Genomic DNA, 12,865 nt, shown 5'->3' on the forward strand with positions numbered 1-12,865 from the left:
TTGATAAATTTATTTTGGGTTCAAAAGACCATAAAAACACAGAGAGGAATACATTATGCCGTAGCAGGGTAAAAAAAAGTGCGATATAATTTGTACTGGGTCCTATGACCGTGAATTGATTGATTCATTCTTACATAAAGCAGTTGCTTGATGAAAAACAAGCAAAGGAGGTCTTCTGTTGCAGCTGTTACATTTCGCGATTTTGGCGCCTTTTTTATTTGCATTTATCGTTCCCTTTCTTTATAAACGGGTAAAACAAGTCCATACAGGCTGGTTTGTGCTGATAGTGCCCGTTGTGCTGTTTGTTTACTTTATCAGCAAGCTCCATGTCACAATGGCTGGGGAAACCGTCCGGTATGCGGCCGAATGGATTCCGTCCCTCGGTATTAACTATACCGTTTATATTGACGGACTCGGGCTGTTATTCGCTTTATTGATTACGGGCATCGGCTCTTTGGTGACGCTTTACAGTATTTTTTACTTATCGAAGGACAAAGAAAAGCTCGGCCCCTTTTATGTGTACCTGCTGATGTTTATGGGCGCGATGCTCGGCGTTGTGCTCGTCGATAACGTCATCGTGCTTTATATGTTCTGGGAGCTGACAAGCCTGTCATCCTTCTTATTAATCGGGTATTGGCATAAGCGGAAGAAATCACGCTACGGTGCGGAAAAGTCACTGCTGATTACCGTCGGCGGCGGGCTGTGCATGCTCGGCGGCTTTATCCTGCTGTATCTGATGACGGATTCTTTCAGTATCAGGGAAATGGTCAACCAGGTGCATATTATCGCAGGCCATCCATTCTTTATTCCGGCGATGGTTCTCCTGTTATTGGGGGCCTTTACGAAATCAGCGCAGTTTCCGTTTTATATCTGGCTGCCTGATGCCATGGAGGCGCCGACTCCTGTCAGCGCCTATCTGCACTCGGCTACAATGGTGAAAGCGGGCATTTATGTGATTGCCAGATTCAGTCCGGTTTTTGCATTTTCACCCGTCTGGTTTTGGACGGTTGCCTCAGTCGGTCTGATCACGATGGTATGGGCTTCCTTCAATGCGATTAAACAAACCGATTTAAAAGCGATTCTGGCATTTTCCACAGTCAGTCAGCTCGGTATGATTGTATCGATGCTCGGCGCAGGAGCCGCCGCGCTTCATTACCAGCATTCAGAGTATTTTACGGCGGCTGTCACCGCGGCTGTGTTTCACTTAATTAACCATGCTACTTTTAAAGGAAGTTTATTTATGGCGGTCGGCATTATCGACCATGAAACGGGAACACGGGACATCCGCAGGCTCGGCGGACTGATGGCGCTTATGCCGGTAACGTTCACCGTTTCACTGATCGGAACGTTTTCCATGGCGGGCCTCCCTCCGTTTAACGGCTTTTTAAGTAAAGAAATGTTCTTTACAAGTATGCTGCGGATTGCTCATGCAGATATTTTCAGCCTGGATACGTGGGGCGTGCTGTTCCCCGTTCTCGCGTGGATCGGGAGCGTCTTCACTTTCATCTACAGTATGAAGCTGTTTTTCAGAACGTTCAGCGGCGCGCGCAAACCTGATCAGCTTGAAAAGACGCCGCATGAAGCACCGCTCGGCATGCTGATTTCGCCGGTGATCCTTGCCGCTTGCGCCGTCAGTCTGTTTTTTGCACCGAACGTTTTGTCTTACAGCCTGATTGAACCGGCGATGAACTCCATTTATCCGGCTCTGTTAACCGGCGGAGATACATTCCATGTCCATATTTCCCAGTGGCACGGGGTGACGGCTGAGGTAATGATGACCCTCGGCATCATCATTGTCGGCACGATCGGTTACGTAACGCTGTCTAAATGGGAGCGTTTGTACGGTCTGTTTCCGAAAAAACTGACGCTGAACAAGCTTTACGATGCGGTGACGGGCAGTATGGAAAAAAGATCTTACCAGCTGACGTCATCGTATATGACCGGATTTTTGCGGGATTATCTGCTGTATATTTTTGCGGCGTTTATCATTCTCATCGGAACGGCATTCGTCATGAAAGGCGGCTTTTCCATGACAGCGAAAGGCATGGCTGAAATCGGCCTGTATGAAATCGTGCTGTCCCTCGTTATGGTGAGCGCAACGATTGCGACTGTGTTCGCCAAATCGCGGCTGACGGCCATTATCTCACTCGGTGTTGTCGGGTACACACTCGCGCTGTTTTTCGTGATTTTCAGAGCGCCCGATCTGGCGCTCACGCAGCTCGTCATTGAGACGATATCTGTCGCCTTGTTTCTTCTTTGTTTTTACCATCTGCCGAAAATGCGGCGGAAAAAGAAGACAAGAACATTCCGGATGACGAATTTTATCATTTCTCTCGGTGTCGGCGTCATCGTGACAATGCTCGGAATCGCGTCTTCCAGCGAAAAAACAAAAGACAGCATCTCCTCCTTTTTCACCGCTTACAGCCATAAGCTCGGGGGAGGAAACAATATCGTCAACGTCATCCTCGTTGATTTCAGGGGATTTGATACGATGTTTGAAATCACGGTGCTGTCGATTGCCGCACTCGGGATTTACGGCATGATCAGAACAAAAGTAAAAGAGGAGGGAGAAGAGCGTTGAGACAGCAAAAAACAAACGACATCATCCTTCAGACGGCAACGAAGCTTGTATCTTTTATCATTCTGCTTTTCTCTTTCTATTTATTTTTATCGGGGCATAACGCTCCCGGCGGAGGATTTGTCGGCGGACTGATTACGTCTTCGGCCATCGTGCTGTTGCTTTTGGCCTTTGATTTAAAAACCGTCAAATCGATTTTGCCCGTCAATTTTATTTATGTGGCGGGCGCGGGTCTGCTTATCGCGATTGCAACGGGTGCAGGTTCGTTCTTATTCGGAGCACCCTTTCTCACCCATACATTCGGCCATTTTCATCTCCCGGTGCTTGGGAATACGGAGCTTGCGACGGCCACTTTGTTTGATTTAGGTGTGTATCTCGTTGTTGTCGGCGTGACGATGACCATTATTCAAACGATTGGAGAGGAAGAATAATGGAAATCTTAATGTCTGTCATTGCCGGTATTTTGTTTATGGCGGCAACCTACCTGCTGCTTTCTAAAAGTCTGCTGCGCGTGATTATCGGCACCGCGCTTTTAAGCCACGGCGTCCATTTGCTGCTCCTGACCATGGGCGGACTGAAAAAAGGCGCTCCTCCCATACTGGGCGGAAAAAGCTCGTCGTTTGTCGATCCGCTGCCGCAGGCACTCATACTGACGGCGATCGTTATTTCGTTCGGCGTCACGTCCTTCCTGCTTGTGATGGCGTTTCGCGCCTATCAGGAACTGAAAACGGACGATATGGATCGAATGAGGGGAAATGATCAACATGAATAACTTTGTGATATTGCCTATTCTGGTGCCGCTGCTTGCCGCAGTGCTGCTGATTTTTATGAACAGGCACGTGATGCTGATGCGGATATTCAGCACTGCCGCTTCCTGTGTCTCCATCGTCATCAGCGCCGCTCTCGTTCAGACCGTTTTCACACACGGGATTCAGACGCTGACACTCGGCGGCTGGAAAGCACCGTACGGCATTGTGCTCGCCGCGGATCAGCTCGCCGCACTGCTTGTTTTGACAACCGCCATAATCGGGCTGCTCGTCACCCTGTACTCCTTCCGCTCCATCGGAGAAAAAAGGGAGCGCGCTTTCTATTATTCAGGGGTGCAGTTTCTTCTGGCCGGCGTAAGCGGAGCGTTTTTGACGGGTGACCTGTTCAACATGTACGTCTTTTTTGAGCTTCTGCTTATCGCGTCCTACATGCTGATCGTGCTTGGCGGAACGAAAATTCAATTAAGAGAATCATTGAAGTATATCGTGTTTAACATTGTGTCATCAGCGTTTTTTGTCATCGGCGTCGGTTACTTATACGCGGTGACGGGCACGCTGAATATGGCTGATCTAAGCGTAAAAATAAGCGAATCGGGCCAGACCGGGCTGATCACCGTCATCGGCGTCCTTCTTCTCGTCGTTTTCGGTTTAAAGGGCGGAATATTCCCGCTGTATTTTTGGATGCCGGGCTCTTATTACGCCCCGCCGGCTGCAATTTCGGCTTTATTCGGGTCTCTTTTGACGAAAGTCGGCCTGTATGCAATTTTAAGAGTATTCACCCTGATCTTTATTCACGATACGGGCTTTACCCACCAATTGATGATGTGGCTTGCGATGCTGACGGTGCTATTCGGCGTAATCGGATCTATCGCCTTTTCGGATGTCATGAAAATTGTCATCTACAATATTATTACAGCCGTCGGCGTGATTTTGTTCGGCATTGCCATGAACACGCCGGCCTCCATTCAAGGAGCGGTTTATTACTTGATTCACGATATGCTGATTAAAGGAGCGCTGTTTATGCTTGCCGGCACGCTTATCGCATTGACAGGCACTGCCAGCATGCATAAAATGGGCGGACTGATCACCCGTTATCCCGTTTTAGGATGGATGTTCTTTATTTCAGCCATATCTTTGGCCGGCATCCCGCCGTTCAGCGGATTTGTGGGCAAGCTGAAGATCGCGGAAGGCGGGTTCGATAAGGGGGAAACATTGTTTTCCGTATTGATTCTCTTATCAAGCCTGCTTGTGCTCTATTCCGTGCTGAAGGTTTTTACGACGGCTTTTTGGGGGGAAGAAAAAGAAATCCCCGGCGCAGGCGGACGGTCCGCAAAAGGACTTCTTTATCCGGCAGCCGCTTTTCTCCTTTTGTCGCTTCTGTTCGGGCTCGGAACCGAATGGGTTTCACCGTATGTTAATCAGACGGCTGAGAATCTGCTGAATCCGGAAAAATACATTGAAGCTGTTTTGAAGGAGTAGATGGCATGGCTTTTCAACTATTATTAAATGTTCTTCTCGCTGTTTGCTGGATGTTTCTCACAAACAGCCTCAGCGCGGCGGGTTTTATGACCGGATTTATCGCGGGCTTGGCGGCGCTGTTTTTTTTCCGGCGCTTCTTCTCGCGGCCGTTTTATATTTGGAAAATATGGTCAGTCATCAGACTGGCGCTGGTCTTTATAAAAGAATTATATTTGGCCAATGTCAGCGTGCTGAAAACCGTTATATCGCCGAAACTGAACATCCGCCCGGGCATTTTCGCGTTTAAGACGGAATTGACGGAGGATTGGGAGATCACGCTGCTCTCGCTGTTAATCACTTTAACACCGGGTACGCTTGTAATGGATATCTCCGATGACCGGTCGATTCTCTATATACACGCCATGGACATTGAAGATGCGGAGAAAGCAATCCATGACATCCGCGTCTCTTTTGAGAAAGCCATTCAGGAGGTGAGCCGCTGATGTTTACGTTTATTCTGCAATTATCACTCGGCATTATGGCGGTTTCGACTCTTCTGTACGTCATTCGCGTCATAAAAGGGCCTACGATACCGGACCGGGTCGTCGCGCTTGATGGGATCGGCATTAATCTGATTGCCATGACCGCGCTTGTATCCATTCTCTTAAACACATCGGCCTTTTTGGACATCATACTGCTGCTCGGCATTTTATCGTTTATCGGCACGATTGCCTTTGCTAAGTTTTTGGAGAAAGGAGAGATTATCGAAAATGATCGAAATCGTTAAATGGGCCGTCGCCGTTTGTATTCTGATGGGATCGCTGATCTGCCTGGTCGCGTCTTTCGGCACACTCAGGCTTCCTGATGTGTATACGCGCGCCCACGCCTCTTCAAAAGGCTCGACACTCGGCGTTAATTTGGTATTGCTCGGGGTGTTAGGCTACTTGTGGATGCTGACCGGAGAAATTTCTGTAAAAATACTGCTCGGCATCATTTTTATCCTGCTGACGGCGCCGGTCGGAGCGCACCTCATATGCAGGGCCGCGTACAATTCGGGAGCGGCGCTTGATAAAAGAAGCGTTCAGGATGATTACAAAGGGATCAGAAACTTTGTGATCAAACGAAAAGAAGATTCATATTTGTAAAAACAAACAGCCGGACGATTCAGGGTTCCGGCTGTTTGTTTATTTTGTTATAACAGCCAGCGTGCAGCGGGAAACACAGATCAGCCTTTCCCGTTCATCGAAAATGTTAATTTCGTACACAATGGTTGCCCTGCCTGTGTGAACGGGTTTCGCAATCGCTGTGACCGTCCCGCCCTCTTTCACGGATTTTAAATGATTGGCATTAATCTCAAGCCCGACACACGCCTGTTTCGATTGGTCGATAAAATGCTGGGCCCCGACACTTGCAACAGTCTCTGCCAGCGCTGCTGACGCGCCACCATGCAGATATCCGAAAGGCTGCACCGTCCTCTTATCCACCGGCATCACCGCTACGCATCTCTCCGGCGTGTTTTCAGTGATTTCAATACCGAGTGCACCGAGCAATGTATTGTTCAGATTCATAGGTCATTCTCCCTTCAAGATTTATAGTACGTTATCTGACTTGGCGATCAGCACCGCTTCAGTTCGGGAGCCGACATTCAGCTTGTTAAAAATGGATGTCAGGCTGTATTCAATCGACAGCTTGCTTAAGTGAAGCGCATCTGCGATTTCCTGATTGGTCAAACCTTTTTCGACCTCTTGGAGAATATGGCGCTCTCTCTGTGTTAACCGATCCTGCTCACTTTGAGGGGAAGAAGACGTTTTTGTTTTTTGCTGGGTCATCAGCTGTTTGAAATAGGAGAAATCAACTAAAATCTGTCCGTTGAGCACGTGATATATGTATTGCATGATTTTCTCTTTAGATTCGGTTTTGCTGATGGCGCCATGCAGGCCCGCGCGGATGGATTCTTCAAAATAATCTTCAACCTCATAGCCTGTGTAGACAATGATTTTACAGAGAGGATTCTCTTTTAAGATTTTCTTGGAAAGCTCTATGCCGCTGATGTCATCACCCAGATTTAAATCCATTAATATGAGATCGTAAGCTGAAAAATCATGCCGGAGAACGAATTGTTCACTGGCATCAGGACTGAGGCAATCGACAGAAAGATTCGTGTCCGTTTCCAGAATCGTCTTGGTGCCCTCCATGACAGCCGGATGATCATCAATCACTAGTATCTTTTTCATGGTTTCCTCCCTTTTACTCACTCATTTCCATTTTATTAAAAAGACTTGGCTTCTGCCAAGTCGATTTGGTGATAAATTGGTTACAATTCCATTTCAATATCCGCTTTAAAACCGTTTCCTTCACTTGTGTCGATTTTCATCCGTCCGTCAAGCGCCCGGACACGCTCCTTAATACCCGAAAGACCCATGCTCATCGACTGCCCGCCGCCTTCTTCCTGATTGCATCCGACACCGTCGTCTTCATAATGCAGAATCACTTTATTTTGAATGCTGATCAGCATAATCAGCACCTCATTCGCCTGTGAATGCTTCATGGCGTTCGAAAGAAATTCCTGAATGATGCGGTACAAATTCAGCTGTGTATCCAAATCCAGCGCCGCCGTAAACCGGCCCGTATTCAGACGGATATGAAACGGCGCACGCTCCTGCTGCTGCGCGGCAAGCTTGGATACCGCCTTGACCAGACCCAAATCATACAGCAGCTGAGGACGCAGCTCATGGCACGTCTCCCGGGTCATCAAAATGACATCCGACATCTGCTCATTCATCTGATGAAGCTTGTCCTGCACCTCTAACTGGCAAGGCTCCTCTTTCTTAAAATCGGCCAGAAACAGCTCACACTGGCGCTTCAAAGAAATCAAGTCCTGCAGCACTGAATCATGCAGATCACGGGCCAAATCCGAACGCTGCTTTTCCTCGATCGTAAACATCAGCTTTTTGAGCCAGACCGGGTTTGAGCCTTGTTGTTTTAGATCTTGTAAATGGTTCATAAGTTCTTCGATCTGCAATATGTTTTCCATCGAAACACTTGTATAAAAAGACAATGTCTTTAACCAAGATATCTCATCTCTTGTCAGTCTCGGAGTATTAATGCTCGACAAACAAAGCAGAACGTATGAGTTTGCCCCTCTTTCTCCAATCTTCATCAGAAAACCTTGATTTACTTCAATAATCTTGCCAATCTCTGATGTGACTTTATCAAATTCTTTTTTATACGGCTGCCAGTTCGGTTCACTGTTCTGTTTATCAAAATACAGAATGTCTCCGTCAGAATTGATTTCAAATATATAAGCTTTACTAACAGGCAAGACGTCCAAAATAGTCTTTTTCAAATTCATAAACACTTGATTTAAAGCTGATACGCTTTTAAGAAGCTGTGTATATTTAAATATGCTGTCTTGGTAATTGTATTTTTCAGAGAAACGCTTTAAGCGAAACTTAAAGTCTAGAACTTCTTTGAAATAAAAAACGGCTAGCATGATTAGAAATACAAACAATGTAATTTGGAAAGTGTCAAAATTTTTATTTTTGTTGATGAATACTACAAATACCCAAACGATTCCTATCGTCGGAATAACTGCTAACAAGCAATAATACCTCAAACGGCCTAACAAGAAATCAATGTTGTAAATCTTATTTACGACAAATTGATATACCAATGCTAAAGGTATGAGCAGAAGAAAAGGTGCAGTAACCACAGCGCTATATACATATTGTCCAAAAATAATCAATGGAGCAATATATAATAAAGAAAAGGGTAAAAAAGCAATTGTATTAGAAACCAGAAGTACTTTTAACAGGTAAGAGAAATCCTTTTTTCTATGTTTTATTTGATATAATATGAGACTAACATAAACTACAATCATTTCTAATAAAAATGTTAAAAGGTTAAGGCTTACAATTAAATGATGACCTATTCTATCTCTAAATAATTCAAGCAGGATATTAATTAGAGGAAGAAGGTACAATAAACCAACGTAAATTCCTCTCGAAAATTTCACTTTAAGTTCTTTGAAATATTGATGCAAGAAATTTAGATATAAAACAGGCACAGCTAAAAAGGTGTAAAGATTAATGTACCTATTAATACGATAACCTCTTGTAACCCCTCCTGCGCTTAAGTATGCAATAGAAATACACAGTAAAAAGCAAATAAGAATATACGCTGAGACGCTATCTTTTCTTAGGTTGACTTTAAATATATAAAATATGCATATTAAACTAAGAAGAAAAAAGATACACGGAATAATATACGAAAAGAAACTATATGGACTATCTAAATAAATGAATTCAATATTTTTAAGTTCTATTAAACGCCCGTCTCTCTCAACTTTTAAATACTTAATTTTCGCAAGGTATGAACCATAAATATTTTCTTTTTTAGGTTTTCCGCCATTTATTTCAGTAATTCTGTCCCCAATTTTTAGACCCATTATTCTTCCATAAGAAGATTTTGAAATATCCACAACTTTTAATTCTTGGTTAGAAGACTGAACTACTTTTGTTCCTATTAATATTCCATTCTGAGTATAATAAATTATAAAAGTAAAATAAAAAATTCCGAACAATAATAAAGCAACCGTAAAACATTTCAGCAATTGTCTCAAGGAACCACAACTCTCTTGTTTTTTAAGTAAACCAAGCTGGGTCATTTCTTCTTATTTTTACATTATTATCAAAAATCTCAAGAATAGTTGGGATAAGTGAATTTGGGATACTAAGTAAACTAACTTCTTCTTTTTTTAATTTCTCTAGTACTTCTGGGTTTTTCATTAAATAATTTACGATGTCTTGATTCATTATACTGTGCCCTCATTCAATGATTTGTAATGCAATAACTCAATTTCAATATTTATTTTGTTTAATTCATTCATTATTTTATCTTCATATAATTTAATCATGATAGAAATATATTGAATCACCCCAGCATCCCAAAGCTTTTGTTTGAACGCGTCTTTATCTGAAAGCAATAATTGATATTCCTGGTTTGAATTCATTATTTTAAGAATTAATACTGACATCGGATTAAATTTTCGTTTTAAGTATAATAAAACTAAGTTATTTCTTTTTTTGTTAATATCACTGCGTTCTTTATTAAATAACCCATAATAATCATTCTCTATTTGTTTCACAATTCCTAACAAGTAAGAATAATTCTCAACAGTCTCGTTATATTCCCCGGATGCAAGCATTGTTCCCAATACACATGGCATCGCAGTAAGTGAACCTGATTTATGTTTTATCATTTCGAGGCACTCTTCTTCAGTCTCGGCCACATTCCTTAAGTCATCATGCTGCCCCTGCATTGCTTCTAATGCATATTTTAAGGCTAACTGAGAAAATTCGGAAACTGTACAAAGCGAATTAATGAGATGGAGACTAATTGTATAGAGAGATGTTGATGCATTTAGCGAAACTGAGCGGTCAATTTTCATCCAAAGAGCACTGTCATTATCCTCATCTTCATGGTCATCCAAGATATCAAATGATAAAATCAACAATTCAATTCCAACAGCCAGTAGCTCTATTTCTTTGAAATTTGCTCCGTTAAATGCTATGTAATGCTGATATGCCAGGTTTCCAAAAAAGAAGGATTCTTTTGTTTCAATGAAAGAGCACAGCAGACTGATCAAATCTGAATTGTAAAGATTATCATTTACAATTTCCTTCATCTTCTCTTTAATCGTTTCGGCATCTAAACACATTTGCTCAATAATTGTCTTCACCCTCCCATTCTATTTTACTAAATGCAGGTGATGAAAGACAGCAGGTTTTTCGTTTTTTAACAATCGTATAATACTTTATCCACGAAATGGATAAAAAATGCACAAAAAAAAGACTTGTTTCCAAGTCTTTTTAAGAAATTTTCATTGCATATGAGAATTTATCGAGCTGATCAATGCTTTTGTTAATGTTTCGTAATGAGTCGGTTGTTTCTCTGATATCATTTTCAAGTCGGAATAATAATTGCTTTACTTCTTCTAATTTGTTTTCCACCGTTTCCACACTCCTTTTTTTGAAAGATCAATGAATTGTGTATGGTGAACGAGTCCTAGGTATTTGATCTGTTACTAATAGTGTAAACGTTTTTGCGGGATTTTTCACCGAAAAGTATGTGTAAAAGTATCTGCGTGACACCGCAAACCGAGGTAATCCCATAGTCCCGAACGGAGCATTTAGCGAACAGGACTATATAACTACCAGAAAGGCAGACGTTTAGGATGAAGCAGACCAATCTGGCGGTTCTGCTGTTTTTTTAACGGTTTTCCGACAAACCGGCAAGGACTATAGTCCCTGCCGTCGCAATTTCAAAACAGAATGGGCGAACAACGTCGCATAACCACCGACAAACACCGAAAAGACCGCAACCCCCGCATTGTGGTCTTTTGCATGTCATAACTCATTATCACGCCGCCTATACTCATGTATAACGAATGTTTTCTCAGGAAGGAGTCCGCCGTATGCATTATGTGTATCCATGCTGTCCTGTTTTCGCCGCGCCATACCGGCATCCTGCGCCCAGTGCCCCGGTTCACGCAGATATTTTGACAGCGTCCGCAAAAGAGGCTGCGGGCATGCTGGAGGATGCACGCCTGCTCCTTGCGCGGCTGTCGGCGTCAAAAGAGCTTGCGCGCCGCATCCTCACCGCAGCGCAATCATCTGACACCGCAGCGGTCAAGCGGCTCATTAAGCAGACCGGCATCAAAAATGACTTTGACGTGACGTATAATCCCGACGGCATCCGTGTCAGTCTGATCAGAGAGCAAAGCCGGTTTATCATCGCCCTCAGGTGGTCGGCTTAAAGCGGCTCAATCCACGATCAGCTGCCGGCACCATTCGATCGCCTGTAAGTAACAGTCATACGCTTCTTCTTTGTTCAGTTCTTTTCCCCACTCGTCACATTCCCAGTTGTTGCATTCAATGGCTTTGACTAGCGCGAGCATCTTATAATAATCGTTTTCATAACCGAGCAGCGCCTGTCCGACTTCATCGATTAAAGGCAGTTCTTTGATGATATCCTCCAGCTCCCTGTGGAGAAGCGTATCGATGAGCGAAAACATGCCGATCAGCATGTAAGAAGAGGGCTGGGGCCTTCCGGTTCTTTTCGCCAGCAGTTCGCACAGTTTGGCCCTGATTAAGGAAATCTTAATGATTTCTTTTTGGCTTGAGTGGCTTTTCGCCGTTAAATCTCTGAATGAAAGAATGTAAATCAAGCGCTTAATCTCATTCAGCCCGAGCATCATGATGGCCTGCTGGATGCTGTCTATCTTTTTTTTCAGCCTTGTTTGCGATCCGTTTAAAAAACGCAGAATCTGATACGATAAGCTGACGTCCCGCTCTATGTATTCCGTCACGCGCTGTATATTGGGCTGGTCATTGTTTAATTCGCTTAAAAGCTGGTAGTAAGAATGAAAATGAAACGTCAGATCATTTCCGCTGATGACACGCGGTTCACTGAAAAAATATCCTTGAAACAGGTGAAAGCCGTCTATGGCCGCCTGTTTATAATCTTTTCTCGTCTCCACTTTCTCCGCTAAATAAATCAGACTTTTACAGCTGTACGTCTGAATGATTTTTTTGCGCTCCAGACGCGAGGATTGCAAAAAGTCGATTTTTAAAATATCAATATATTTCATCAGCTGTTCCACTAACTCTTCATTTTCCGGATTGATGGCGTAAAAATCATCAAGTGCTAATGTATATCCTAATTTCTTCAGCTGTCTGCATCTTGAGATGAGTGCCGGAGTGATCGGTATGTCCTCAAGAATTTCGATAATAAGCTGGTCAGGATCAAAGGAGGTAGGGAGATCTGAAAACATCAGGCTTTCTGTAAAATTCACAAAGCAGCGTTTCCCCTCAGTCAGCTTTTCGATTCCGATGTTGATAAAGCTGTTAATAATGAGATCCGTCGTAGCTTTATCTCCGTCAGCGGCCGAATAACGGTTCTCTTCGCTCTCCCGGTAAAGAAGTTCATAAGCAACAACCTGTTCGTTTCTGTTGAAGATAGGCTGTCTCGCAACAAACACCTTCATTCATTTACCCCCTTA

The 12,865-nt window shown here is 43.7% G+C and carries 15 protein-coding genes; 8 read left to right on the forward strand and 7 right to left on the reverse strand.

Going from position 1 to position 12,865, the window contains the following annotated elements; all coding sequences use genetic code 11:
• Window positions 1–178: 178 nt before the first annotated feature.
• The 7 genes from J6600_RS14690 to mnhG are packed head-to-tail and all read left to right on the forward strand — an operon-like array spanning window position 179 to window position 5,948.
• On the forward strand, window positions 179–2,581 hold the full coding sequence (locus J6600_RS14690; RefSeq protein WP_209387544.1) for a Na+/H+ antiporter subunit A: 2,403 nt from the start codon (window positions 179–181) through the stop codon (window positions 2,579–2,581).
• A complete protein-coding gene (locus J6600_RS14695) occupies window positions 2,578–3,009 on the forward strand; it encodes a Na(+)/H(+) antiporter subunit B (RefSeq protein ID WP_007613424.1) in 432 nt (143 codons plus the stop codon). The genes J6600_RS14690 and J6600_RS14695 overlap by 4 nt, the downstream gene beginning before the upstream one ends.
• A complete protein-coding gene (locus J6600_RS14700; RefSeq protein WP_022553706.1) occupies window positions 3,009–3,350 on the forward strand; it encodes a Na(+)/H(+) antiporter subunit C in 342 nt (113 codons plus the stop codon). Before J6600_RS14695 ends, J6600_RS14700 begins: the two co-directional genes overlap by 1 nt.
• The gene (locus J6600_RS14705) at window positions 3,343–4,824 is read left to right on the forward strand and encodes a Na+/H+ antiporter subunit D (protein WP_032863920.1); all 1,482 of its coding nucleotides are present in this window, start codon (window positions 3,343–3,345) and stop codon (window positions 4,822–4,824) included. Before J6600_RS14700 ends, J6600_RS14705 begins: the two co-directional genes overlap by 8 nt.
• Window positions 4,825–4,829: 5 nt before the next feature.
• Window positions 4,830–5,306, forward strand: a complete 477-nt coding sequence (locus J6600_RS14710) for a Na+/H+ antiporter subunit E (RefSeq protein WP_209387545.1) — start codon at window positions 4,830–4,832, stop codon at window positions 5,304–5,306.
• Window positions 5,306–5,590, forward strand: coding sequence for a Na(+)/H(+) antiporter subunit F1 (locus tag J6600_RS14715; protein ID WP_012118311.1), 285 nt, complete (start codon window positions 5,306–5,308; stop codon window positions 5,588–5,590). The genes J6600_RS14710 and J6600_RS14715 overlap by 1 nt, the downstream gene beginning before the upstream one ends.
• Window positions 5,574–5,948, forward strand: coding sequence for a monovalent cation/H(+) antiporter subunit G (mnhG, locus tag J6600_RS14720; protein ID WP_003152056.1), 375 nt, complete (start codon window positions 5,574–5,576; stop codon window positions 5,946–5,948). Before J6600_RS14715 ends, mnhG begins: the two co-directional genes overlap by 17 nt.
• A 39-nt stretch (window positions 5,949–5,987) precedes the next feature.
• On the opposite strand, the gene J6600_RS14725 is transcribed toward mnhG, so the two are convergent.
• The 6 genes from J6600_RS14725 to degQ all read right to left on the reverse strand — a co-directional run bounded on the left by J6600_RS14725 (window position 5,988) and on the right by degQ (window position 10,814).
• Entirely contained in the window at window positions 5,988–6,371 is a 384-nt protein-coding gene (locus tag J6600_RS14725; protein WP_065180456.1) for a hotdog fold thioesterase, read from the reverse strand.
• A gap of 21 nt (window positions 6,372–6,392) precedes the next feature.
• Entirely contained in the window at window positions 6,393–7,037 is a 645-nt protein-coding gene (comA, locus tag J6600_RS14730) for a two-component system response regulator ComA (protein WP_209387546.1), read from the reverse strand.
• 80 nt (window positions 7,038–7,117) lie between these two features.
• Window positions 7,118–9,469, reverse strand: coding sequence for a sensor histidine kinase (locus tag J6600_RS14735; protein WP_271259836.1), 2,352 nt, complete (start codon window positions 9,467–9,469; stop codon window positions 7,118–7,120).
• On the reverse strand, window positions 9,447–9,617 hold the full coding sequence (gene comX, locus J6600_RS14740; protein WP_032863917.1) for a competence pheromone ComX: 171 nt from the start codon (window positions 9,615–9,617) through the stop codon (window positions 9,447–9,449). Before comX ends, J6600_RS14735 begins: the two co-directional genes overlap by 23 nt.
• Window positions 9,617–10,522, reverse strand: a complete 906-nt coding sequence (locus J6600_RS14745) for a polyprenyl synthetase family protein (RefSeq protein WP_014418764.1) — start codon at window positions 10,520–10,522, stop codon at window positions 9,617–9,619. Before J6600_RS14745 ends, comX begins: the two co-directional genes overlap by 1 nt.
• A gap of 151 nt (window positions 10,523–10,673) precedes the next feature.
• Window positions 10,674–10,814 (reverse strand): degradation enzyme regulation protein DegQ, encoded by a 141-nt coding sequence (gene degQ, locus J6600_RS14750; RefSeq protein WP_003152043.1) that lies wholly within the window; start codon window positions 10,812–10,814, stop codon window positions 10,674–10,676.
• Between the two features lie 464 nt (window positions 10,815–11,278).
• Here degQ and J6600_RS14755 point away from each other — a divergent pair, with 464 nt between their 5' ends.
• A complete protein-coding gene (locus J6600_RS14755) occupies window positions 11,279–11,620 on the forward strand; it encodes a YuzC family spore coat inner layer protein (protein WP_015418107.1) in 342 nt (113 codons plus the stop codon).
• A 6-nt stretch (window positions 11,621–11,626) separates the two neighbouring features.
• Here the strand turns inward: J6600_RS14755 and J6600_RS14760 are convergent, their stop codons facing one another.
• A complete protein-coding gene (locus tag J6600_RS14760) occupies window positions 11,627–12,850 on the reverse strand; it encodes an EAL and HDOD domain-containing protein (RefSeq protein ID WP_209387547.1) in 1,224 nt (407 codons plus the stop codon).
• Window positions 12,851–12,865: the final 15 nt, after the last annotated feature.

The organism is Bacillus sp. LJBV19 (assembly GCF_017797845.1).
Classification (GTDB): Bacteria; Bacillota; Bacilli; order Bacillales; family Bacillaceae; genus Bacillus; species Bacillus velezensis.

Bases quoted from the DNA above. Each gene is read 5' to 3' on its own strand.
- J6600_RS14760 (WP_209387547.1), bottom strand. From the start codon at position 12,850: ATGAAGGTGTTTGTTGCGAGACAGCCTATCTTCAACAGAAACGAACAG.
- J6600_RS14755 (WP_015418107.1), top strand. From the start codon at position 11,279: ATGCATTATGTGTATCCATGCTGTCCTGTTTTCGCCGCGCCATACCGG.
- mnhG (WP_003152056.1), top strand. From the start codon at position 5,574: ATGATCGAAATCGTTAAATGGGCCGTCGCCGTTTGTATTCTGATGGGA.
- J6600_RS14715 (WP_012118311.1), top strand. From the start codon at position 5,306: ATGTTTACGTTTATTCTGCAATTATCACTCGGCATTATGGCGGTTTCG.
- J6600_RS14725 (WP_065180456.1), bottom strand. From the start codon at position 6,371: ATGAATCTGAACAATACATTGCTCGGTGCACTCGGTATTGAAATCACT.
- J6600_RS14700 (WP_022553706.1), top strand. From the start codon at position 3,009: ATGGAAATCTTAATGTCTGTCATTGCCGGTATTTTGTTTATGGCGGCA.
- comA (WP_209387546.1), bottom strand. From the start codon at position 7,037: ATGAAAAAGATACTAGTGATTGATGATCATCCGGCTGTCATGGAGGGC.
- J6600_RS14710 (WP_209387545.1), top strand. From the start codon at position 4,830: ATGGCTTTTCAACTATTATTAAATGTTCTTCTCGCTGTTTGCTGGATG.
- J6600_RS14745 (WP_014418764.1), bottom strand. From the start codon at position 10,522: ATGTGTTTAGATGCCGAAACGATTAAAGAGAAGATGAAGGAAATTGTA.
- J6600_RS14735 (WP_271259836.1), bottom strand. From the start codon at position 9,469: ATGACCCAGCTTGGTTTACTTAAAAAACAAGAGAGTTGTGGTTCCTTG.
- comX (WP_032863917.1), bottom strand. From the start codon at position 9,617: ATGAATCAAGACATCGTAAATTATTTAATGAAAAACCCAGAAGTACTA.
- J6600_RS14705 (WP_032863920.1), top strand. From the start codon at position 3,343: ATGAATAACTTTGTGATATTGCCTATTCTGGTGCCGCTGCTTGCCGCA.